Raw genomic sequence first — 21,308 nt, 5'->3', positions numbered from 1 at the left:
AACAATGCAGGATGGCAGGATTGATCCTTCATGACCAAGCGCCAAAATCCCAACCCCGAATTTGATCTGTTCATCCCGTTGATGGGCGACCTCCCGCTGAAAGATCAGCGGGAGACGATGGAGCGGCCGTTCTTCTCGCTCCAGAAGCGCAAGCGGGTGAAGCCGATCGAATATAGCAGCCCGGACGGCGAGACGTGGGTCAAGATTGAGGCGATCCCCGCCTACGGCATGGCCACGATCTGGGACGCCGATATCTTGATATGGGCGGCGTCCACGCTCAATCGGATGCGGGAGCAGGGGGTCAACGACCTTCCCCGGACACTTAGAACTACGTCCTATGACCTGTTGCGGGCGATCAAGCGCGACACCAGCGGCCGGGCTTATCAGGAGTTGCAGGCTGCACTCCAGCGGCTTCAAACGACTTCCATATCGACCTCGATCCGCGCGCCCAAGCGGCGGACTAAGGCCGGTTTCAACTGGCTCGACAAATGGACGCTGGAGGTGGACCCGGACACTGACCAACCGCGCGGGATGACCATTACGCTGTCGGACTGGGTGTATGAGGGTATTATGGGGGAGCGGTCACTGCTCACCATGCACCAAGATTATTTCCTGCTGACCGGGGGGCTGGAACGCGCCCTGTATCGTATCGCGCGCAAGCACGCCGGCAATCAGAAGGGCGGGTGGACGTGTCGCGTCGAGGTGCTGCGCGACAAGACAGGCAGCGACAGCAAACCAAAAGAGTTCAACCGGATGCTGCGCAAAGTGGTGGAAGCCGACCAGCTCCCCGATTATGCGATGCACATGGCCGCAACAGCCGATGGCAGTCCTGCCGTGCTGTTTCGACTTCGGGGTGAAGCGGAGGCGCTGGCACTGACTGCCAAGTTGGAAGCCGAGCAAGAGCGGCGGAACCGATTCGATGCCGATCGCCGCCGCGCCGCCGAGGTGGACGACCTGATGGACAAGCTCGCCGGAGAACGCTGACTATCGTGGTATCACACACCGCAAGGCCCATCCGTATCAGAGGCGGAGGCGGGCAGCAGGCGTTGAGAGTGTGGATCGAGCAATAATCGACCCGCAAACAGGCAAGCGATCATCGTGGGATCACACACCCGGGCGTCGTGGGATCACACACCGCACTATCGTGGGATCACACACCGAATCACGTGGGATCACACACCGGGCAGATTCTCAAGGTATTACGAAGACGCGGTTTTTTGGCCGCTTTTCGACACTTAACCTTCTTAACGATTCCTATTTAACAGAATCACTTAACCCCAAGACCCGGCTCAAAAGGAAGGAAAGGGAATGCGGAATTGCCCCTTCGGCAATGGCCCTTCGTTACGTGCCGGCTACCGCCGTTACAGGAGCGGCCTGACGGCCGCAGGCTTCCGGGAAAAGCCAAGCCGATCCGGCGGTGTGTACCTGTCAGCGTGACGCCCGTTGAAAGGGCAGGGTGGGGAGATACCCCGAACCGATCGTCGGGTTCGCCGGTGTGTGCGATCATGCCGGACCGTAGAGGCCATCGAACGCGCGTTCGGTATCGTAGCAGATGTTCGCGACGTTAACCGCGTGGGCGTTATCGTCTGCAGATGCGCCTGGGCATCGCTTGGATGGGCGGTCCTGAGCTGTGATTACGAGCAGTCTTGAGAGAGAAGCTCGCCGAGCAAGGCCACCGGATCGACGCCGATCGCCAAGGCGACCGCGACATATTCATCCACGCTCAACTGCCGCTCACCGGTTTCGTAGCGCGATACATAGGCCTGCTGCCATCCGAGCCGCTTCGCGAGGTCGACCTGACGAAGCCTGGCGTCCCGCCGTGCCAGGGTCAGCGCAGCGACGATGCGGGCGTGCAGATCGGATGGGGCAGGGGAGGCGGGCACCCCGAAGCATCTAGACCGGCTTGAGAGATATACGGAAAGCGTATATCTTCTAGGTTTCCGATCGGGAGTGCTGACATGAGACTGTTCGAGCGCATCGCCACCTGGTTCGAAGGCTGGACGCTCCTGGCCCGCCCGGGGATCGGCAGCGACGGCACGGACATCAATCCGGCGACCGGATTACCTACAATCGCGGGAGCGGGGACCCCCGACGTCGCAGGCAATCCCTACGGTTCTACCCGTTCGCACGATTACGAATCCGACTGGCAGCGCCACGATCGTTGGGACAGCGGCGCTCATGACCATTTCCAGCATCACGACAGCTGGTCGGCGAGCAGCCATGATCCCTGGCGTGACTGAGCGCGTCCCGGTGGCCGACCGGCTGATTGCACGATGGGAGGTGAGCCAGCTGAACGTCGTGCCCTACGCGATCAGCGTCATGGCCTTCTTGCCGATGCTGATCATGACGATCGGTATCGCCAAGGCGATCGGCGCCAGACCGGCCGTCGTCGGACGAAGCATGCTCGTCCTCTGGGTGGCTCTGTTCGTGACCGAGATGGCGCGGGGGATCTGGACGTTGCGGCATCGTTACGCCTCACCGCGCTGGCTGCGGGCAGTTCATGCCGCGGTCGGTGACGACCTGGCTATTCACGCGCTCGCCGAGTTGATGCGCCAGCATCGGTACGAACCCGATTACGTCCTTCTGAGATCCGACATGACCAGCGCGGTCCAGCAGGAGCGCGCCAAGCGCAAGGACGCGGTCCGACGTTCCAAGGGAATCCGGATGATGGAGGAACCGGATCCTGCTTCCGGTTTGGAGGCGGAAGGCAGTGATCCCCGGATCGCCGAAGAGCAACGCGCCCAGGTCCGCGAGCGTCGTGCCGCTGAGAAGATCCTGGCAGCGGCAGCGCCGGTGACAGGCGATATGTCCCGGATCTCCCGCTGAACCCGCTGCCGCACCGCCCAGAAGGCGGTCCGGGTAAAATGACAGTTCGCTTGCTGGCCGGCTGACACGCCGGCCCGGGTGCCCCGCCGAAAGCCGGAATGAATGCCGGAGCAGCACGGCATCAGCACCGCAGCGTCTGGACCATGCAGGGAAGGAGCACACACCACGCTATGGATAGCGACCGTGTCCACACCATAAAATCTCGTGTTCTCAGAGCTGTAGCAGGATATTGGCTGTGCTGCGGGTTCCGCGAAAGCTGCCCCGTGACGTGCTACAAGGGCGCTACAGCGCTACGGAAGCCGTGATTTGCCGGGCTGCGCAGCGACATGAGGATCGCAAGCAAGCGACCCGTGCACTGCTCCCCTTGGAAGCACGGGTTCATCTCTCGTCGGGCGTCATGGACAAGACCGGTGCGTCAGCAGCGGCGGATGTCGGGTTCAGCGGCGCGTGCTTGCTACCGCGCGGTCAGGACGTACCGGGTGGCCGTGCGCGGAAGCGGCGCGGGTCGAAGAACCAGATCAGCATGACCGCGCCGGTGACAGCTGCGGCGATCCAGCAGGCAGCCGCGAGGGCAGGGGCATAGCCCAGCAGACGGGCCGCCAGACCTGCCAGCAGCAGTCCTGTGCACAGCGCCGCTAATCGGCGCACGACCGGCCAGTTGCGTCGCTTGAACCCGACCCGCCGCGTCTCGGCCGTCCAGGCCGCCAGCTGTTCCTTCGAGGGTCCGCCCATCTTCAGTCCCCCAGCGACAAGGCGAGTAGCGTGCCGCGCAGCTGCTTGCGGGTAGCGGCTCCCGCCTCCGCGCCTCCGTCGTATAGCACGCGCGCGAGCGCCTGGCTGCGTTCGTCAGGCAGCTTCAGCCCGACGTCCCTGCAGACGGCGTCCACGTCGGCTCGCAGGCGGTCGAGCCGGTCCCAGTCGACCGGCCCGTAGTAGCTCCGGGGCACGGTGTCCTCGCCCAAGATCACCCATTCGGGATCGACGTCGTAGTCGCGCCGGAGCTTCGCCATTAGGGCGACCGGCGGCTCAGCCCCGCCCAGTTCCCAGCTGACCAGTGCGCGCTTCGAATAGCCCAGCGCCTTTGCAAACGCGTCCTGACCCAACCCGGTCCTGAGCCGTACCGCCTTGATCCGTTCGCCGATGGTAGATGCGCCGCTCACGTCGCCATGGCCTGTTGTATTATCCTGCTCACTATGGCGCAATAGTGCCACTATGCTATCATGGCACGGGAGCGGTGCCGGCGACCAGCATTACGCCGGACAGGGGCAGGAATTTTATGGGCGGTCAGGTCAATGTGCGCCTCGGCGACGACGACGATGCGGACCTCACCCGTTGCGCGGCCGAGCGCGGCGTCGAGCGCGCCACCTTGGCCAAATCGTTCGTTCGGGAATGTCTCGATGCGTGGCGGGAGGGGCGGGCCGTATTCGACCGGCCTGAGCAACTAGGCCCCGGTGACGTCGTCGCCTTCGGCGCTAGGCTGGACAAGGCGGTCATGGAGATCGACCGCATCGCCCAAGCCTGGGCAGCGCATGAGAGCGACATGCACAGGCTGGAGCGCGAGGATCAGCTGGCGCTGACGCGAGCCCGGACCGAGTTCATCAAGGGCATGCCGGAGCGCATTACCGCCAGCTTCAATCCGATCAGGGCGGAGATGCGGCTGCTTGCCGAGCGGATCGACAAGCAGCCGCGTCTGGATGCCATCGACGAACGGCAGCGCGACCACACCGAGGCGTTGCGGGAGAACACCGCCGCCATCAGGAGCCTCGAGCAGCAGCCCCGGACGAAGGTCAGCTACACCGTCTGGGACAGGGACTGGTCGGGTCGCAAGGTCGGTGCGGCGCTGTCGATCGTATGGTTGCTCTGCGTCGGCAGCTACTTCCTTGCGGCGATGGCGCTGCCGCCGTCGTGGTTCGCGGTCCGCTCGGCTAATTTCCTGCTGGGCGGCGGGGATCAGGCGGTCTGCGCGCTCGTGAATTACCGGCTCGCGACCGACAGCTGCCGGACGCAGTTCGAGGGCAAGGCAGGCAAGATTGTGGTGCGGGCGAGGCCCGGCACGTCGCAGGGCCGACAATGATCTCGGTCGCTGCGGTCGGTTCGGCCTCCGACGCAGCCGCCTATTACGCCCAAGACAATTATTACACCGCCGATCAGGCAGAAGGGACCAGCGCCTGGGCAGGCGAGGGGGCGGCAGAACTGGGTCTGTCCGGGCCGGTCGACGCCGAGCGGTTCGAACAGGTGCTCACCGGTGAACTCCCCAACGGTGTCGTGCTGGACGCCAAACGGGGTGGGCACCGGGCGGGCTGGGACCTCACCATGTCCGTGCCCAAGTCGGTGTCGATCCTGGCGCTGGTGGGCGGTGATGCGCGATTGGTGGTCGCGGTACGGGAATCGGCCGCCTCCACCCTTGCCTGGACGGAGCGCAACATCGCGGAAGGGCGGGTCTGGAACGGCAGGGGACAGGCGCCCGAGACGACCGGCCGCTTCGTGGCCGCGACCTTCCTCCACGACGTGAACCGCAGCGGCGAGCCGCAGCTCCACGTTCACAACGTCATCGCCAATGCGACCCGCACCGCCGACGGCAAGTGGCGGGCGCTGCACGCGGACCAGCTGTACGAGCGCCAGCACGTCATGGATGCGGTGTTCCTGTCCGCGTTGCGCAGCCGGGTCGAGACGCTCGGCTTCGCCACCATCCCCCGGCACGACGGCCGCAACGGCGCTTTCGAGATCGCCGGCGTGTCGCGTGCGGTGGTGGAAGCATTCTCCGGCCGCTCGGCCGAGATCGATGCGTACATCAAGGCGCGCGGATTGGAGAACACTCCGCAGACGCGCGAATATGCGGCGCTGGCGACCCGCGACCCCAAATCAACCGATCTCGTGCCGGAGCAGCGCGCGGAAGGGTGGCGGCGGCTGGCCGCGGAGAAGGGGCTGGATCCGGCAGCGTTGGTGAAAGGTGCGCTGGCGGAGGCGGGGCGGGGGCATGATGTGTGGACGCGCACGGTGCGGGGTGTGCGCGGGATAGGCGAGCGCGGTCTTGCTATCGCCGGCCGCATGGGGCTGACCCCGCGCGACGGCGATCCGCTGGTCCCTGAGCGACTGGGACGACTGGAGCCGCGCGCCTATGCCGCGGCGCAGGCGGTCGCATCGGCGGTGCGCGACCTGGGCGAGCGGGAGGCGGCGTTCGACCGGCTCGAGCTCATCCGCGAAGGCCTGTCGCGCGGCGGACCGGTGACGGTTGCCGATATCGAGGCCCGGCTGGCGCTGCTGCAGGCGAAAGGCCTGTTGCTCGGCGACAGCGATCGCATGGTGACGACGCAAGGTGCGGTACGGCTGGAGCAGGCGTACCTTGCCACTGTCGATGCGGGGAAGGGGCAGTCTGCCCCGATCGTTCCGCCGGTCGATGCCGCAATCCGGGTGCAGGAGGCGGCGCGCGAGTTGGGGCTTCATCGCCTCAACCCGGGTCAGGAAGCTGCGGCCGTGCTGATGCTGTCCTCGTCCGACCGGGTGGTGAACGTGCAGGGCGGGTCGGGACGCGGCAAGTCGACCGCGATGGCGCCGGTGACGGCAGTAGCGAGGGCAGAAGGACGGGCGGTGATCGGGCTCGCCATCGCCAGCGTGAAGGCGAGCGACTTCGGGCGCGACACCGGCGCGGACGTGAGCACGGTCGCCCGCTTCCTGGCGCGCCATGCCCGCGTGATCGACGGCACCGCCCGACCGGAACAGGTCGCGCGCGTGAAGGCGGAGCTGTCGGGTGCGATCGTCATGGTCGAGGAGGCCGGACAGCTCGGTACGCGCGACATGGAGCGGATCGTGCGGCTTGCCAACATCACCGGCGTCGCGCGCGTCGTGCAAACCGGCGACACCCGCCAGCTGACCGCGATCGCGCCCGGCAAGCCGTTCGAGGCGAGCCAGAAGGCCGGCGTCGCCACGGCCCATATCACCGAGAATCTGCGTTCTCGGTCCGATCAGATGAAGGCGGTCACCGCCGCGCTCGACCGCGGCGATGTGTCGGGTACGTTCGTGATCCTCAGGCCCGCGACGACCGAGGTGCCGGGGAACGCGGTGGCGACGACGGCCGCGGCGCGTTGGGCAGCGCTGCCGCTAGGCGAACGCGACGCCACCCTCCTGCTGACCGCCGGTCGCGCCATGCGCAGCGAGGCCAACCAGGCGGTACAGGCCGAGCTGAAGGCGAGCGGCGAGATCGCCGCCACGGGCAAGTCGTTCACCGTGCTCGACCGTGTCAACGCCACCAGGGAGGGCGCGCGACTGATGCGCGCCTATCGGCCCGGCCATGTGGTCGAGGTCCGCACGAACCTGCCCAGCCAGGGCCTGGTTCGGGGCGACCGTGGTGTCGTGACCGGCGTCGAGGGCGACCGGGTGCGGCTCGGCATGGCGGACGGTAGCGAGAAGCTGTTCCGGCCCGGCCGGTTAGCCAGGAACCTCGACCGCGATGCCGTGTCGATCTTCGCAGTGAAGGAGGTCGAGCTGCACGTCGGTGATCGCATCCGCTGGAGCGACAACGACCGGACCCGCGGACTCGACAACGGTGCGATGGCGCGGGTCGAGGAAGTAGGGCGGGGCAGGTTGGTCGTGTCCTCCCTCGTCGACGGCACAGTGCACGAGATCGCGTCCGGCGATCATATGGCCGAGCGACTGGACCTTGCCTATGCGATCAACGTCCATGTCGCACAGGGGGTCACCACCGAGCACGGCATCGTGGCGATGCGCTCGTCGGAACGCAAGCTGCTGACCGAACGGTCGTTCCTGGTCGCGCTCACCCGCGTGGCGGACAAGGTGGGACTGGTGCTCGACGACGGGCGGAAGGTCGAACGGCACGTCACCCGCAACACCGGCGACAAGACCTCGGCGCTTGATGTGGTCGAGCGTGGCCAGGCGACCGACGCCATCCGCCTGCCGGATGCGGGCTCCCCGCTCGACCGGGCGCTGGAGCGTTACGCCCAGTTGTTCCTGGCGGCTGAGCGAATGCGCGAGGACGGGCGGGAGCTGTCGCCGTCCAAGGTGCGCGAGCTGGACGCGGCCTCGGCCGCGCTCGACCGGGTCCGGCCCTATGCGGCCGAGGATCTGCGGATCGTGCTGGACCGCAGCGCCGACCCGGTACGGGGTCTGGAGCAGATCGCTCCGGGAGAGTTGCGGCAGGTCTGGGCGGAGGAGGGGCAGGCGCGTGCCGATCCTCGCGCCTATGCCGACCGGTTCGTTGCCGACTGGCGGTCGGCGTCGGGCGACCGGGGTGCGGGCAAAACGCCGCGGATCGAAGACCGGGCCGAGCGCCGCCTCGAGCGTCTCGAGAACCGCATGACGCGGCAGCCGGCGCTGGAGAAGGCGCTCGACGCCCGCATCCCCGAGCGCCAGCTACGCCTCGACGGCCCCGGCATGGGCGGAGGTGGCCGCGAACGGGACTACGGTATGGAGATGTAAGCCGAGGTAGAAAGTTGTGTTTCGCGTGTGTCCCGTTTGCCGGGCTTCACTCAGTCTTCCGCAGCTTCCGTCCTGTCGAGTGCGACAAGGCGCTCATACTCTTCGACCGGCACGATGGCGATCATCGGCGATCCGTCGCGTTCGACTGCGATCGCACCTTCGGCTGCCAGCGCAAGGCATTCACGGACCTGGGCGGGTGTGCGGGGAAAGGGGACCGTGCGCATGGCCGTATCATATCACTCCGCGAGAATCGTAACTAGGGCTGCGCTACGTCAAACACCCAATCAGGCGGTGCTGATGAAGGCAGCTATCTCGAATGATATAGCAGCGGTGAGGCTGGCGAGATCACCGATTGGATCGATACGCATTGCGCGCCGCGGCTGGTCATGGCCGATGGCAGACCGCACGGCTTGAAACGCTCCTCGGAAGAACGTAATGTGAACGAATGATACTGATAATCTTCGCCGGTACCCTTTGAGCGATCGCGATGTATTTTTGAGAGAGTACACCTCAGCACTTGCTGAGGATGGTGCTTCGGTTCTTGTCGGTGCCGGCACTTCCATGGCCGCGGGGTATCCCTCGTGGAAGGGCTTGCTGCAGGAAATTGCGGGTGATCTCGGCCTCGAAATTGAGGACGTCGACGATCTTACGGCAGTTGCTCAATGGGCGATTGGTGCGGATCATTCGAACCGCACGACCGTACTAAATGCCATACGGGAGCAGATCGAGCCGGATCATGCCATCCCCTCGGCGTTGCTGTCGCTGGCAAGGCTGCCGATCCGCGAGGTGTGGACGACGAATTACGACCGGCTGATCGAGCGTGCGTTCGGCGAGCTTGGGCGCCCGGTTGATGTTCGGGCCAACCAGGAGCAGTTGGCACTGCGCAAGCGCCGCGCGGGAGCGGTCCGCATTTACAAGATGCACGGGACCATCGATGCAGTTGATGATCTGGTAATTTCCACCGAGGATTACGAACTGTACCGGCAGCGGCGCGGTGCATTTTTGGGTCTGCTGCACGCTCATCTGACAGGAATGACCTTCCTGTTCGTGGGTATGAGCCTGACGGACCCGAACGTCCGCCACGTGCTTGCCTTGCTGCGTGAGCATTTTCCAACGACCCCGCCCCGACACTTCATGATCGCACGGCGGCCACAGCGGGCGGATTTTGGGTCTGATGATGCCCACGCCGCCCGGTTGAAGCGGCATGACTATTGGGTGCGCGACTTACGACGCTATGGTCTTGTCGTCGTCGAGATCAATGCGTTCGCTGAAATTGATGAATTGATGGATGAACTCGAACGGCGTGTGGCACGTCGTCGGATATGGGTGTCGGGTAGCTGGCCGCTCAATGCCGGTGATTCTAGCGCGGGGTTCGTTCACGATGTAGCGCGCGCGATCGGGCGTAGGATCGGATCGACAGATCTTTTCATGCTATCCGGGGCCGGGCTGTTGGTCGGATCAGCTTCGCTGTCAGGGTTCCTCGAAACCATGCAGGGGCGCGGTGAGTGGGACTTTGATCGGCGGTTGGTTGTTCGTCCCTTTCCGCAACCGGTCGGTGACGCTGAGCCGGATCGTCAGCATTGGGCAGAGCTGCGTGGTGAGTTGGCGCGCTTGGCGGGTATCGTGGTTTTCGTTGGCGGTGCGAAGATCGAGTCCGGCGAACTGGTGTCTGCCACCGGTGTGTTCGAAGAGCGCGCCCTCGCCGATGGTAGAGGTGCATTTCTATTGCCTGTCGGAGCCACCGGAGGCGCTGCCTCGGTTATCGCCAATGGGTTGCTGACATCAGCCCTTCCGTCGACTGGCAGTAATGCCCGGCGCCCCACGGACGATGAGTTGCGCATATTGTCAGACGCCTCGGCAACGCCAGATCAACTCGCTGATGCGGTTTTGAAAATCATTAAGCGGATCGCACGCTGAAAAATCGTTTGTGATGAACATCTGGGAGAACGGCATTGGCGAGGCGGGTATTCTTCAGCTTTCACTTCACGCGAGATGCATGGCGCGTGTCGCAGGTCCGCAATGCCTGGATGTTGCCGGGAAACCGTGATTCCAACACCATTGTCGATCATGCGTCGTGGGAAGAAATCATGCGCAATGGCCCGCAGGCGATCCAGAACTGGATCGATACGCAGATGAACGGCAGTAGCGTGGTAGCGGTACTGATCGGTCGCGATACGCATATGAGGCCGTGGGTGGAGTATGAGATCCGCAAGGCCCACCGCGAGGGACGCGGCATCCTTGGTGTGCACTTAGCTGGCATGAAGGATAGTAACGGCACCGTTGATCCGGCCGGGGCCGATCCGATCGCAAAGCTTGCGCTTACCGATCGCGGGACTGTCAGGAATTTTGTGCGAGAGGCCGGTTACCGTCATTAGATGACGAAGCGCTCACCGAAGATTACGGCGAACTGACTTTTGGCCTCACCCCATTCGCGCGGTGGGCGCTTCCATTCGTCCGCCGCGTGATTGAGCACGAGATATAACAGCTTCATCGCGGCATCGTCACCGGGGAAATGGCCGCGGGTACGGACGGCACGGCGAACCTTCGAATTCAGGGCCTCGATGGCGTTCGTAGTGTAGATGATCCGGCGGACGCCCTCGGGAAAGGCGAAGAACGGGATCACCTGGTCCCAGTGTCGCCGCCAGCTTATGGCGATGGCCGGGTGTTTCTGGCCCCAGGGGCCTGCCTCGAACGCCTCCAGCGCAGCCATGCCGGCCTCGGGCGTCTCGGCACGGTAGACGCCGCGCAACGCCTGGGCGATGAACTTGCGCTCCTTCCAGGACGCAAAGCTCATGCTGTTGCGGATCAGATGGACGATGCAGGTCTGGACGATGGCCTCGGGGAAGACAGCGTTGATCGCCTCCGGGAACCCCTTCAGGCCGTCGACGACGGCGATCAGGATGTCGGCGACGCCGCGGTTCCTGAGCTCGTTCATAACGCGCAGCCAGAATTTGGCCCCCTCGGTCTGCTCGATCCAGATGCCGAGCACCTCCTTGGTCCCGTCCGGCTGAATGCCCAGCGCGATGTAGACCGCCTTGTTGCGGACGAACCCTTCGTCGCGGATCTTCACCCGGATCGCGTCGAAAAACACCAGCGGATAGCAGGCGTCGAGCGGCCGACCCTGCCATTCGGCAACCGCCTCCAGCACCGCATCGGTGACGGTCGAGATCAGGTCCGGCGAGACGCCGATCCCGTACAGCTCCTCGAGGTGCCCGCGGATTTCGCGCACCGTCATCCCGCGCGCGTACATCGAGACGATCTTGTCGTCGAAGTCGGGGAAACGGCGCTGGTATTTGGCGATGAGCTTCGGGTCGAACGTCCCCGCCCGGTCGCGTGGCACGTCCAGCGTCACCTTCGACGTGCCCGTCAGCATCGTCTTCCTCGATGACCCGTTGCGCCGGTTGATGGTGCCTGCGGCGCCTTCGCTTTCCAGATGATCGTCGAGCTCAGCCGACAGCATCCGCTCCGACAACGCCTTCTTCAGCTCGTCGAGCAGACCGTCCTTTGCAAACAGCTCCTGCGGGTCACGACCAGCCAGAAGCTGGTCCAAAACGTCCTTGTCGATTGCCATATCGATGGTCCCTTCCATTCCATCCTATGGCCTCCCGCACAAAATTCCTGACAGTCCCACCGATCGGTTCGGGACCAGAGTAACTTACCCTACTTATTCCTGGTTGCAGGGTGACGGCAGAAAGAACTTTTCGTCGTGGGTTGAAGCCGCTGCCCAGCGCGCCGGTCGTTAAAGGCGAGATCGATCATGTCCTACGTTACCGAATCTGAGGTCCGGGCTGCCGCTGCTCGTGCGAAAGCAGCTACGTTCAAGTCCGCGGGCATTTTGTTGCGCGAATCGCGTGACACATACCAATCTTCATTCGATGTATTCCTGTCGCATTCTTTCATGGATCAGGAACTTGTCCTAGGAGCGAAGCAACTGCTCGAGGAAAAAGGGTTGTCCGTCTATGTCGACTGGATCGACGATCCGCTGCTAGATCGTACCGCCGTAACGCGGGCGACCGCCGAGAAGATCAGAGGGCGGATGCGGCAGTGCCGGACGCTGCTCTATCTGCATTCGGCGAATGCCACCAAGTCTAAGTGGTGTCCGTGGGAATTGGGCTATTTCGATGCCTTCACCCATCCGTCCCGGCGCGTTTTCATTTTCCCCGTCACCGCTGCGGATCGATCCTATACGAGCCAGGAATATCTCAATCTCTATGATACGGTCGACATGGCTTCGATCGGCGTGGCTACACGCAGGCGCGATGATATCAGGGTCAAGGGCGCAGATAGTAGCTTCAGAGCGTGGAGCGTTGCCGCCTGATCGATCATTCCTTGAGCTTTTCGGCGACCGCGAACGCGGCATCAGGAGGCGGGTAGAGTCAGCTATTTTTGCCATGGCGCACACGGGTCGCCATTATCGGAGGTAGAAAGGTCTACCTTTCTTCCGCGCGATCGAATGCCAATGCGGCATGGTAGGTAATGGGCGATGGACACGCTTGAACCCGCCGCTCGATCAGAACGTATGCGCCGAGTCCGCGGCAAGGACACTCGGCCGGAAATAGTGGTGCGGCGGTTAGCCCATCGGCTCGGCTACCGCTTCCGTCTTCATCGCCGCGATCTACCCGGTAGCCCCGACCTGGTGTTCCCCGCGCGCCGAGCGGTGATATTCGTGCATGGATGCTTTTGGCATCAGCACGACTGTCCGCGCGGATCACGCCGCCCTTCAAGCAACGCGGCATACTGGCACCCCAAGCTCGCCCGGAACGTCGAGCGGGATGGAATGGCGCGGCAGCAGCTCGAAAACGAAGGCTGGCGCGTCCTGGTGCTGTGGGAATGCGAGATGCGGGATGCCGACCAGCTATCACGCCGTCTGGTCAGCTTCCTCGACGGTTAAGCACGCCGGATCGGCGCCATGTCCGACACCTTCTGGACCACGCCAGCACGCCGGATCGTGGTGCGCCGCATGAGGTCGGAGCCGCTTTGCAGCAGCTCGAAATCCACATGGTTCAATTCAGCATCGTTGCCTTTGAAGCAGCGGTGGAACGCCAACAGCAGCTCCACCGCTTCGATCGGCTGAGCTGAAGCAGCGGGGGCGGCGCTGGACGGCACGATGCTTGGAAACAGGTAGGTGCAGGCCGGCGGAACGCGAAATGGGCCAATGTCGGTGAGCCGTGCTCCATCGTCACCGGCGACCTTGGGACATGGGCGGCCGATCGTGCCGCACACCATGTCCCAGACGATCAGGCCATCAACACGCTGGTTGCGGGAGATCATCTCAACGCTCAAGCGCGTGTGGATCCCCGACCAAGCATTGCGACGTGGATCGGCGCCGAGGTTGGTGCAGATGCTCCAAATCACAAACTCGTCGGCATCGGCCGGCCGCTCGAATATGTTGGTGTTGTTGCCGTCTAAGCAACCCTTGAGGTCGATGACGGCAGTGCGACCTGATGGAAGCCGGACCCGATAGTCGTTGCGGCTGGAATCGTCGGTGAGATCCCACCCGGCGATAAAGCCTTCGTCCTCCATGTGGTTGAGGACGTGCTGGACGAACTCGCGCTTGGTGCGCATCGTCGCGGAGAATTGCCCTCTCACCCGCTCGACGGCACCACGGAACAGGCCCGAATTGTAGAAGTCACGTTCGTCCAGGCCATGATCACCGAGCCGGTGCGCCTCGGTTTTCAGAACCTCGGCGAACCGCTCGATTTGCGCGCGCAGATCGCTGTTCTGCTCGCACGGTATGACGCTCATGCAGCAGCCCGTTCGGCAGCCTCCGCCATGCCCAACAGGGGCTCTAGGATATGGTGGGCGAGGTGCCGAACAACCGGCACCGCCACCCCGTCGCCGGTCAGGTGGTATGCTTCATTGTAGTTGCGCGGCAGCTTGTAGTCATCGTCTAGACCCATGAGACGCGCTGTCTCGCGCGCGGAGATCAGTCGCGACCGCACTTTCGCGCCATCAATGACGACGATCACTTGGCGGCTGGAGCCGCCGGCGGGCGTGCGTAGGCAGCCAGATACGTCGTCGAAACGAACTTCGGCGCGTTGCACCTTTTTGCCTCCCTCAACTCGCGTGCGCTTGTAGACGCCTCCGACCATGCGGCGCCCTGCCCGCTTGGCGGCGTTCACCTTGGCGAGGTTGATGGGCGACATCATGCCGAGGAGCTGCTGCGTTTCCGCAGACGTGTGCCAAGACACGCTCGACGGGTTCTCCTCGATCATGCTGGCGAACGTCGTGTTGCGTCGGTTGGGCGTCGGCATGTTCCACCACAACATGCCCTGTCGCAGCTCGGCCGGCAGCCGCTCGACTGCGCTTTGCAGGCCCCGCGTATGGAACGGCTCAATCGGCCCAGGCGCGAGTAGCGTCGAGTCGACTGTCACGTCGGCATGGACACCGATCACGAATAGACGAGGACGGGAGTGCGGAAGGAAGAGATCCGCGTTGATGACCAAGGCGCCGCAGCGGTAGCCCGCGTCCGCGAAGGTCTGGCAGATCGCCTCGAAATCCTTGCCCTCATGCGAGGTCAGTGTGCCGCAGACGTTCTCGAGCGCAATCAGCTTGGGTGCCCTTCCGTCCGCGATGAGGCCACGGATCACGTCCCAGAACGGGTAGAAGGTGCCCGAGCGCTCTCCGCGCAGCCCCGCCCCGCCCCCCGCCAGTGACAGGTCTTGGCAGGGGAATGAACCCCATACGAGATCGGCCACGCCGGGCAGCTTGGCGGCGGTGATTTGCTTCACGTCACCGACCGTCAGCTCGCCGCCCATGCCCCAATTTGCTTGGTAGGTGAGCCCCTTCTTATGGTCGAAGTCGTTGGCGAACAGGCAGGTCCAACCCGCCCCCAGGCCAGCGCGCGCCATGCCTCCGCCAGCGAAGAACTCGTAGAACTTAGCCATTAGCGACCCGCCCTTCCCCGTGGCGATCGTTGGCGCTCGTCTCGCGCGCCAGCTTCTCCGCGACGGCTTCGGTGATCCAGGTGTTGCGCGAGACGTTGCCGAGGCGATCGGCGCGCGCCGCGTCGATCAGAGCGAACGTCTCGGCCGATAGGCGGAGGTTGATGCGATCGAGATCGCGCACAGTGGCGGGCTTGGAAGACGTAGTCATGGCGCCATTGTGGCGCCACATTTTGACCTTGTCCAGTATGTTCTACATGTGTTCCTAATTTGCAAGGCCGATCGGGCTCGCGCCTATTCCCCTGCCGAGCTATATGTCACTGAAACGTGGAGCGTGCATGGACGGTCGGAATCCAGACGAGATCAACTTCCCTCCGTTTGAAACGGAGGATTTGCGTAAGAATCTCGCACGTTATCTTGATAGTGCCTTCACCGCCGAAGGAGCTGCCGCTGCGTCGAAAGTCGGCAACTTCAAGTGGGGCGTATACGCCTTCTTCGATTATGACGGGGAACCGATCTACGTCGGGCAAACTAACGAGCAGCTTCGCACTCGCATCCGGCGCCATCTGACCAATCAACGCACCGATGCCGTTGCTATGTCTGTGCTTGACCCTTTCGAGGTGTACGAGATCGAGGTTTGGCCGCTTCCGGCCCTACAAGAGGTGTCGAAGCCGAGAAGCAAGACGGACGCGCGTTGGGCGGCATGGGAGTCGGCCGTCGATCAACTCAATGCACTGGAGCGTAAGGTTTACGATCAGGCGATCGAAAAGAGCCGATTCAAAGCTATCCTGAACGAGAAAGACCCACCGCTGGCGAAGGTCGAGATCGAGGCACCGCCATCGTTCAGGGGACGCATCGTTTCTGATGAGGTGTTCGCGATCCGCTCGCACCCTGATTTTAGGATTGCCCGACGTGCGCTCATCATCGCCAGACTTGCCCAGGTCATCGCCGAGCGAAAGGTTCAAGGTGGATTGCGGCGGGTCATGCTGATCCAGGCAAAGCGCCTGCAATGGCTTGCCGATCGACGATATCAGGCCCTGGGGGGCGCAGAATCCGTGGAGCGGGAAGATGGCGCCGACACCGACGAGTAGCTCATCGCGGGTGCCTGCGTGTCGGCGCTCCCCCTCGCCTGCTTCTAAGCCGCAACCTTTGTTGCGAAGATGCAGGGCTCCACATCGGCAGGGGCTGCCAGGATAGGCCACCAGAACTTATGGCCGCTCCAGCCCTGCTCCTTAGTGCCTTCCTGTTGTAGCAGCACCAGCGCCGGTTTCGAGCGTCCAGGGTCCATCACGGTTGATCGAAGCGCGGTGCCCAAGATCGAGCGGCCGGACTTGTCACCGGAACCCCCTTTGGTCAGCCGACGCCCTGTTTCTGCTAGCACGACCAGGTTGCCGTCGCCGCCGTCGCGAACGTCGGAATAATAGTCGATCAGGCCGCGCATGGCGTCCCACTCGAACTCCGTGTCGTCAAACTCCATCGTCTCCTCGATGGCGTCGATAATCTCGATCGCGCGGGCGCGGTCCAGCTCGGCGAAACCGGCGGCGTTGATCCATCGAGGATCAATTAGCGCATCGATCTTGGCCTGGGCCGCGGCCATTGCCCGACCGCGGATCGTCTGGAACCCAGTGGGCAAAACCATGCCGTTCGGTCGGACCGGCACCACCGAGCTGAGCATCACCTTATTGGGCGCGCACGGGCGCACCCGCTGCAAGGGGTCGGTCTGAATGAACACGACGCCGCGGTCGTGGGCGCCCGTCTCGAAAGCTTCCCGTAGCGCGTTCTCAAAGCCGTTGATCGTGAACAGCCGATCATACACCCCTTGCGACGTGTAGAACCTCGTCACCGCCAGATCGGGCCGTGACCGGTTGCCATACATGCGTGAGTGCTGAAGCACGGTATCAGCCTGCATCGTTCGGGGGTTTCGGCCGTAGTAGAAGGCGATCAGGTTCGGGATGGTGATGCCTCGGTCGAGGATATTGCCGCCGACATAGATATTAAACGGCGTGCGCAGCTTCAGCTCGGCTTGCGTGTCAAGCAGCGCCATCACATCCTTGTCGGAGTTCACCGTCTCCCGCACCACGTCATCGCTTTGCAGCGCATCAATAAAAAGTTCGAACGCCTCTTGGCGCGAGGGCATACGACCCTTGTCGGCGCTGACCGACGTATCGAGGTCATCATAAGCCGCATCGAACAGTGGCCGCAGCGTCTCCGGATCGTTTTCCGCGTGATCCAAGATCGCTTCGCTAATCCATTCGATCACCTGATCCTGCCAAGCGTGCGCCGCCTTCTGCGTATCGTTGTGGATTATCATCGCGTACTTGCGCTTGCGCTCGCCGGCCTCGTGCTGCTGCCAGCGCCGCACGCACGCGGCCAGGACGAAAGTGATGATGGCGCGCCGAAGACCGACGGTGTTGGGACTGTCCAACACCGAGTTCGGATGAATGCGTCGCTTGTCGGGGCGGCGAAGCGCATCCTGCTCCAAGTCGCTGACCGTTACGATGAGGTGGTGACGCGGATCGTCGGTATCGTGGCCACCAAAATAATCGTCGCCTCCGACGTAACCGCCGTGGATCGGCAGCAGTTCGGTAAACGCCGGCTTTTTGGGTTTGAACACGAAGTTGCCGCCGGCGTTGGCTGCCTCATAGCCCTCCGGCTGGAGGTAGAGCGAGTAAGGCGTCGCGGTCACCTGGAGGAAGGCAATGCCCTCAACCATGCGGCGCAGATCGTCCATTTTCTCAGCGATGGCGCCCTGCTCGATAGCTTGCTGCCCGCGCTTGCGCACGAACCGGACGCTGGCGAGGTCCGCTTCATCATCGATCAGCAGCACCTTGCGCTTTTGCAGATCGGCATGGGCCTCCATAAATTCGATTAGGCGGTCAAGATTCTGCGCCTGCTTCTTCGCCACAATGACGATTTTGCGCTTCAGCTCGCTGCGCGTCAGCTTACCAGGCAACTTCATGATATCGAGAACGATCATCTCGTCCTCGTCTATGAACTCGGCAAAATCGGCGCTAAGGCGGGCAACGGTCTGCGCTGACAAGGTCTTGGTGCCCTTGGTCAGCACCAACGCGATATCGAAATCCCGATCGAACGCACGCGCAATCGCCCCCACGAACCCGCGCGTTTTGCCCGACTGGATTTTGCCCAGGAGCATCCCCGGCCGATCACCGGTCGTATCGACATCCTCGAGCTGGTTGACGACGCGCTCGATGCACGCGGCCAGCTCGTCGCTATCGCCGCGGGTCTGCCTCAACCGAGCATAGAACCCCGTCATTGTTCCTCCCCCTTCGCTGTTCATGAGTTGCGCTGGCTCGTAATATAGGCGCCCCGCAACGTACCTTACAGCATCAGCTTCTCCGCCTCCGCAATCACAGGTTCTGGGTCGCCGAAGCGGTATTCTGCTAGGTCTTCGCAGTCGGTCTCGCTGAGCGGCATCTTACTATATTCGCCTTTTGCCCAACTCGCGGTCCTAGTGTGGCGCTCGCCGAGCCGGACCATTTCATCGTGGGGAGCGACATACCAATTGCCGCGATCAGGAAAGGCGATCCAGATATTGCGGCGAAGGTATTTCTGATTGATCGTCCAGCGACCCTTGAGCTGAACAAGCCGCGTGTCGCCCGTGGCCTCGTTGTGCAGGATCAGGTCGATGCCGTTGTCATAGACAGGCAGATAGGCGTTATAACCTTGGTTCAGGGCGACCGTGACGAGTGCGTTACGGTTGACGACCTCGATGGCGTCGCTGGTCAGCTTGTTCATCTTCACCCCTCGCATCCAAAGGACCGATCGATGGATTACCAGATCATCCGCTTCAACAACGGACACCGCCGGGATGGTAGTGAGACTTGGAAAGGTCATCCCCTGACCGCCGTCCAGGATCACGCCCGCGAGATCATTGACATGGGTTTGGCGGAGCGCGTCGAGGTTCGTGACGAGAGCGACACGCTGGTGTTCCAATGGCCTCGCACCGTGAAGGTGGCCTCACAATCGCCGGCATAATCGGACGCGCGGGTGGCTAGGCATCACCCTTCGGTGCTGGACGCGGCCTCCCGTTCGCTCGCCGGGAATTGCCGGTAGAAGGTAGAGAGGCCGACGCCCAGCAGCTTCGCGACCCGCGCCGGTTTCTCGCCCACGGCGAGCAGTTTGCGGGCCGTGTCGATCCTGTCGGGTGTCATCACCAGCTTGCGCCCTCCCCCCGTGCTGCCCTTCTCGCGCGCCGCCGCCAGCCCGGCGATCGTCCGCTCCTTTACCAGCTCGCGTTCCATCTCCGCGACCGATGCGAGGATGTGGAACAGGAGCCGGCCCGATGCCGTCGACGTGTCGAACCCATCCGTCAGCGATCGAAAGTCGATCCCCCGCTCAGACAGGTCCGCAGCCAGCGCGATCAGACCCTGGATCGAGCGGCCGAGCCGATCGAGTTTCCAGATTACCAGCGTGTCGCCGGCGCGTGCGAAGCCCAGCGCCTCGACCAGCCCCGGCCGGTTGATCTTCGCACCGCTCGCCTTGTCGGTGAACACCTTCTCGCACCCGGCCTTTGCCAGTGCATCGAGTTGCAACGTCAAATCCTGATCGGCCGTCGAGACACGCGCATAGCCGATCAGCATCTTTCCCGTTTCCCCGTCAAAATCGGCAGTTTCGGGAATTGTAAATCGGGAACAGGTTTTGGGAAAGCGGAACCCGCAGGCGTCCGTCAGCGCGATCGGCGGCTCGGCATTCCCGTCACTGGTTCCCAATCGGGAAAGACATCAATCATCAAAGCGGCGGCTGCCGAGTTTATCTCACTCCCATTCGAGCAAGCACCTCTTTGGGTATTTCATAGTCCTCGATAATTGCTTGATTGTTATATAGGCCGCACAGTTCGCGTTGGATAAAGTAAGCATGAGCGGCATCAGCGGCGGACTGTAGCAATGAATCTCGATCCTCGCCAGAGACTGGCTCAGCAAGAAGGGTCAGCCTTGTCGCAAGTAACTTACCCGCTCGCCCAAGAGATGCCGCCTTCTCGGCCAGAACCTCGCTATGAAAGGCATCAAGCGCTCGATCGGACGGGAATGCAGTGTCAAGGTTCTGTGGGAGCCTAAACGACATAGCCCTGTGTTCTCCAATCGAGTCAGTCGGGCGGTGACCCTACGGGTTGCAAGGCTTCCGGACAATCCGATCGCATCGACATTGATCGATCGAGCGATATTCCCATTTTCCGATCCCCAGCGAGACGGCTCCGGCCGTCTCGCCCGCCGTTTCTAATCGGGAAAGTAGGGCTTTCCAGCAAATCCTTGTCCGATTTAGGAGCCGGCGCGGATCGCATCCCTTACGGTAATCGATCGCGGCCGCATCATGACGACGATTTTCTGACGTATGTGTTGATCCGCTTTGCCTGGCATCAATAGCCTGCCTGTTTGCAGAGCGTCTCTAGACGCTTCAGCTTGGGATTGTCGGGTCCATATTCGCGGCGAAAACGCGTGCGACTGGCACAGGCCTGCTTTTGAGCAACGCTATCGCGACTGGCGGCAGCGCGCTGCTTCTTTCCCACTGTCGAGTTCAAAAGGATGCGGTTGCGTTCGACGTCAGCTCGCTGATCGAGCTGCGTGGTATCATATTGCACTTGCGCGGCCGCGGGCAGCGCCAGAAACAACGCTGTTGCCGCGGCGATACCGCACATCCCTGCTTTCATCGAAATACATCCCTTCTGCGGCACTCTGCCAGGTCATCCACGATCCCGGCAATCGGCCTTGGCAAGTGCATCGTCTGCCTCGCGCAGCAGTTCCGCGACAACCCGCTCGAATTCTCCGCCGAAGGCATCGTCCAGGGTATGCACCGATCGCCACGGGCAGTGAAGCGATCGCTGTTTTCTCCGCACCAGATGCGGGCAATCCAATTGCCCTTGAATGCGGACGGAACACCGGGCGCTGGCGAATTGAGCCTGATCTCCGCCGTTTTCCGACGCCTCTCCGCCCCGTCCACCTTGGTGTGTTCAACCTGAACGCTCCACCAGGGCCAGTCGCGCCCGGTCCTGTTGGAGGTGTCGCGGACAATGCCCGATCCGAACACTCCCGCATTGACGCAGTTCCTCACAAGCGCATCAAGGTCTGCCATCCGGGATGCAAACGGATCGGTCATCACCCACGCTCAGCGATCAGGCAAGCCAGGCCAGCACGATAGTGGCGCCGCGGA

The 21,308-nt window shown here is 62.9% G+C and carries 24 protein-coding genes; 11 read left to right on the top strand and 13 right to left on the bottom strand.

Annotation, left to right across the window (positions count from 1 at the left end; genetic code table 11):
• Positions 1 to 30 precede the first annotated feature (30 nt).
• Positions 31 to 984: a replication initiator protein A gene (locus ACI2JO_RS19410; protein WP_047867245.1), complete on the top strand. Its 954-nt coding sequence runs from the start codon at positions 31 to 33 to the stop codon at positions 982 to 984.
• A gap of 650 nt (positions 985 to 1,634) precedes the next feature.
• Here the strand turns inward: ACI2JO_RS19410 and ACI2JO_RS19405 are convergent.
• Entirely contained in the window at positions 1,635 to 1,883 is a 249-nt protein-coding gene (locus ACI2JO_RS19405) for a helix-turn-helix domain-containing protein (protein WP_198930551.1), read from the bottom strand.
• Positions 1,884 to 1,958: 75 nt separating this feature from the next.
• On the opposite strand from ACI2JO_RS19405, the gene ACI2JO_RS19400 reads away from it, so the two are divergent.
• Positions 1,959 to 2,240, top strand: a complete 282-nt coding sequence (locus tag ACI2JO_RS19400; RefSeq protein WP_047867247.1) for a hypothetical protein — start codon at positions 1,959 to 1,961, stop codon at positions 2,238 to 2,240.
• Between the two features lie 10 nt (positions 2,241 to 2,250).
• On the top strand, positions 2,251 to 2,826 hold the full coding sequence (locus ACI2JO_RS19395) for a hypothetical protein (protein ID WP_076711804.1): 576 nt from the start codon (positions 2,251 to 2,253) through the stop codon (positions 2,824 to 2,826).
• Positions 2,827 to 3,291: 465 nt separating this feature from the next.
• On the opposite strand, the gene ACI2JO_RS19390 is transcribed toward ACI2JO_RS19395, so the two are convergent.
• Positions 3,292 to 3,558, bottom strand: a complete 267-nt coding sequence (locus ACI2JO_RS19390) for a hypothetical protein (RefSeq protein ID WP_047867249.1) — start codon at positions 3,556 to 3,558, stop codon at positions 3,292 to 3,294.
• A gap of 2 nt (positions 3,559 to 3,560) precedes the next feature.
• Positions 3,561 to 3,986 (bottom strand): DNA-binding transcriptional regulator, encoded by a 426-nt coding sequence (locus tag ACI2JO_RS19385; RefSeq protein WP_047867250.1) that lies wholly within the window; start codon positions 3,984 to 3,986, stop codon positions 3,561 to 3,563.
• Positions 3,987 to 4,060: 74 nt separating this feature from the next.
• Here ACI2JO_RS19385 and ACI2JO_RS19380 point away from each other — a divergent pair, with 74 nt between their 5' ends.
• Together ACI2JO_RS19380 and mobF are read left to right on the top strand one after the other, a co-directional pair.
• The gene (locus tag ACI2JO_RS19380; protein ID WP_066709386.1) at positions 4,061 to 4,900 is read left to right on the top strand and encodes a hypothetical protein; all 840 of its coding nucleotides are present in this window, start codon (positions 4,061 to 4,063) and stop codon (positions 4,898 to 4,900) included.
• Positions 4,897 to 8,259 (top strand): MobF family relaxase, encoded by a 3,363-nt coding sequence (mobF, locus tag ACI2JO_RS19375; protein WP_404722174.1) that lies wholly within the window; start codon positions 4,897 to 4,899, stop codon positions 8,257 to 8,259. The genes ACI2JO_RS19380 and mobF overlap by 4 nt, the downstream gene beginning before the upstream one ends.
• 50 nt (positions 8,260 to 8,309) lie before the next feature.
• Here the strand turns inward: mobF and ACI2JO_RS19370 are convergent, their stop codons facing one another.
• Positions 8,310 to 8,483, bottom strand: coding sequence for a hypothetical protein (locus ACI2JO_RS19370; protein WP_157085196.1), 174 nt, complete (start codon positions 8,481 to 8,483; stop codon positions 8,310 to 8,312).
• Positions 8,484 to 8,733: 250 nt separating this feature from the next.
• On the opposite strand from ACI2JO_RS19370, the gene ACI2JO_RS19365 reads away from it, so the two are divergent.
• Positions 8,734 to 10,176 (top strand): SIR2 family protein, encoded by a 1,443-nt coding sequence (locus ACI2JO_RS19365; protein ID WP_047867307.1) that lies wholly within the window; start codon positions 8,734 to 8,736, stop codon positions 10,174 to 10,176.
• A 35-nt stretch (positions 10,177 to 10,211) separates the two neighbouring features.
• On the top strand, positions 10,212 to 10,634 hold the full coding sequence (locus ACI2JO_RS19360; RefSeq protein WP_053058627.1) for a TIR domain-containing protein: 423 nt from the start codon (positions 10,212 to 10,214) through the stop codon (positions 10,632 to 10,634).
• Here the strand turns inward: ACI2JO_RS19360 and ACI2JO_RS19355 are convergent.
• A complete protein-coding gene (locus tag ACI2JO_RS19355; protein ID WP_093068508.1) occupies positions 10,631 to 11,830 on the bottom strand; it encodes an IS256 family transposase in 1,200 nt (399 codons plus the stop codon). The genes ACI2JO_RS19360 and ACI2JO_RS19355 overlap by 4 nt on opposite strands.
• Before the next feature lie 186 nt (positions 11,831 to 12,016).
• Here ACI2JO_RS19355 and ACI2JO_RS19350 point away from each other — a divergent pair, with 186 nt between their 5' ends.
• Together ACI2JO_RS19350 and ACI2JO_RS19345 are read left to right on the top strand one after the other, a co-directional pair.
• Positions 12,017 to 12,577: a toll/interleukin-1 receptor domain-containing protein gene (locus ACI2JO_RS19350; RefSeq protein WP_076711807.1), complete on the top strand. Its 561-nt coding sequence runs from the start codon at positions 12,017 to 12,019 to the stop codon at positions 12,575 to 12,577.
• Positions 12,578 to 12,742: 165 nt separating this feature from the next.
• Entirely contained in the window at positions 12,743 to 13,150 is a 408-nt protein-coding gene (locus ACI2JO_RS19345; RefSeq protein WP_076711808.1) for a very short patch repair endonuclease, read from the top strand.
• Here ACI2JO_RS19345 and ACI2JO_RS19340 read toward each other — a convergent pair.
• From ACI2JO_RS19340 to ACI2JO_RS19330, 3 genes are read right to left on the bottom strand one after another with little or no spacing between them, the layout of a single operon-like run.
• Positions 13,147 to 14,004, bottom strand: coding sequence for a hypothetical protein (locus ACI2JO_RS19340; protein ID WP_047867235.1), 858 nt, complete (start codon positions 14,002 to 14,004; stop codon positions 13,147 to 13,149). The genes ACI2JO_RS19345 and ACI2JO_RS19340 overlap by 4 nt on opposite strands.
• Positions 14,001 to 15,146, bottom strand: coding sequence for a DNA cytosine methyltransferase (locus ACI2JO_RS19335; RefSeq protein WP_047867234.1), 1,146 nt, complete (start codon positions 15,144 to 15,146; stop codon positions 14,001 to 14,003). The genes ACI2JO_RS19340 and ACI2JO_RS19335 overlap by 4 nt, the downstream gene beginning before the upstream one ends.
• The gene (locus ACI2JO_RS19330; RefSeq protein WP_047867238.1) at positions 15,139 to 15,354 is read right to left on the bottom strand and encodes a hypothetical protein; all 216 of its coding nucleotides are present in this window, start codon (positions 15,352 to 15,354) and stop codon (positions 15,139 to 15,141) included. Before ACI2JO_RS19330 ends, ACI2JO_RS19335 begins: the two co-directional genes overlap by 8 nt.
• A gap of 127 nt (positions 15,355 to 15,481) precedes the next feature.
• Here ACI2JO_RS19330 and ACI2JO_RS19325 point away from each other — a divergent pair, with 127 nt between their 5' ends.
• Positions 15,482 to 16,234, top strand: a complete 753-nt coding sequence (locus ACI2JO_RS19325; protein ID WP_047867233.1) for a GIY-YIG nuclease family protein — start codon at positions 15,482 to 15,484, stop codon at positions 16,232 to 16,234.
• A 44-nt stretch (positions 16,235 to 16,278) separates the two neighbouring features.
• Here the strand turns inward: ACI2JO_RS19325 and ACI2JO_RS19320 are convergent, their stop codons facing one another.
• Together ACI2JO_RS19320 and ACI2JO_RS19315 are read right to left on the bottom strand one after the other, a co-directional pair.
• Complete coding sequence (locus tag ACI2JO_RS19320) at positions 16,279 to 18,417, bottom strand: Z1 domain-containing protein (RefSeq protein WP_047867232.1); 2,139 nt, start codon at positions 18,415 to 18,417, stop codon at positions 16,279 to 16,281.
• 65 nt (positions 18,418 to 18,482) lie between these two features.
• Positions 18,483 to 18,899, bottom strand: a complete 417-nt coding sequence (locus ACI2JO_RS19315; protein ID WP_053058616.1) for a hypothetical protein — start codon at positions 18,897 to 18,899, stop codon at positions 18,483 to 18,485.
• Positions 18,900 to 18,929: 30 nt separating this feature from the next.
• Between ACI2JO_RS19315 and ACI2JO_RS19310 the strand changes: the two genes are divergently transcribed.
• Complete coding sequence (locus ACI2JO_RS19310; RefSeq protein ID WP_047867231.1) at positions 18,930 to 19,139, top strand: hypothetical protein; 210 nt, start codon at positions 18,930 to 18,932, stop codon at positions 19,137 to 19,139.
• 23 nt (positions 19,140 to 19,162) lie between these two features.
• Here ACI2JO_RS19310 and ACI2JO_RS19305 read toward each other — a convergent pair whose 3' ends face one another.
• The 3 genes from ACI2JO_RS19305 to ACI2JO_RS19295 all read right to left on the bottom strand — a co-directional run bounded on the left by ACI2JO_RS19305 (position 19,163) and on the right by ACI2JO_RS19295 (position 20,808).
• Complete coding sequence (locus tag ACI2JO_RS19305; RefSeq protein ID WP_047867230.1) at positions 19,163 to 19,744, bottom strand: recombinase family protein; 582 nt, start codon at positions 19,742 to 19,744, stop codon at positions 19,163 to 19,165.
• A 169-nt stretch (positions 19,745 to 19,913) separates the two neighbouring features.
• Positions 19,914 to 20,225: a DUF6665 family protein gene (locus ACI2JO_RS19300; RefSeq protein ID WP_081614894.1), complete on the bottom strand. Its 312-nt coding sequence runs from the start codon at positions 20,223 to 20,225 to the stop codon at positions 19,914 to 19,916.
• Between the two features lie 292 nt (positions 20,226 to 20,517).
• Entirely contained in the window at positions 20,518 to 20,808 is a 291-nt protein-coding gene (locus ACI2JO_RS19295) for a hypothetical protein (RefSeq protein ID WP_126053690.1), read from the bottom strand.
• Positions 20,809 to 21,308 lie beyond the last annotated feature (500 nt).

The organism is Sphingomonas sp. NPDC079357 (genome assembly GCF_044901155.1).
Lineage (GTDB): Bacteria > Pseudomonadota > Alphaproteobacteria > Sphingomonadales > Sphingomonadaceae > Sphingomonas.
The sequence above is the reverse complement of the archived record's forward strand: the minus strand, read 5'-3'. Positions and strand labels throughout refer to the sequence as shown.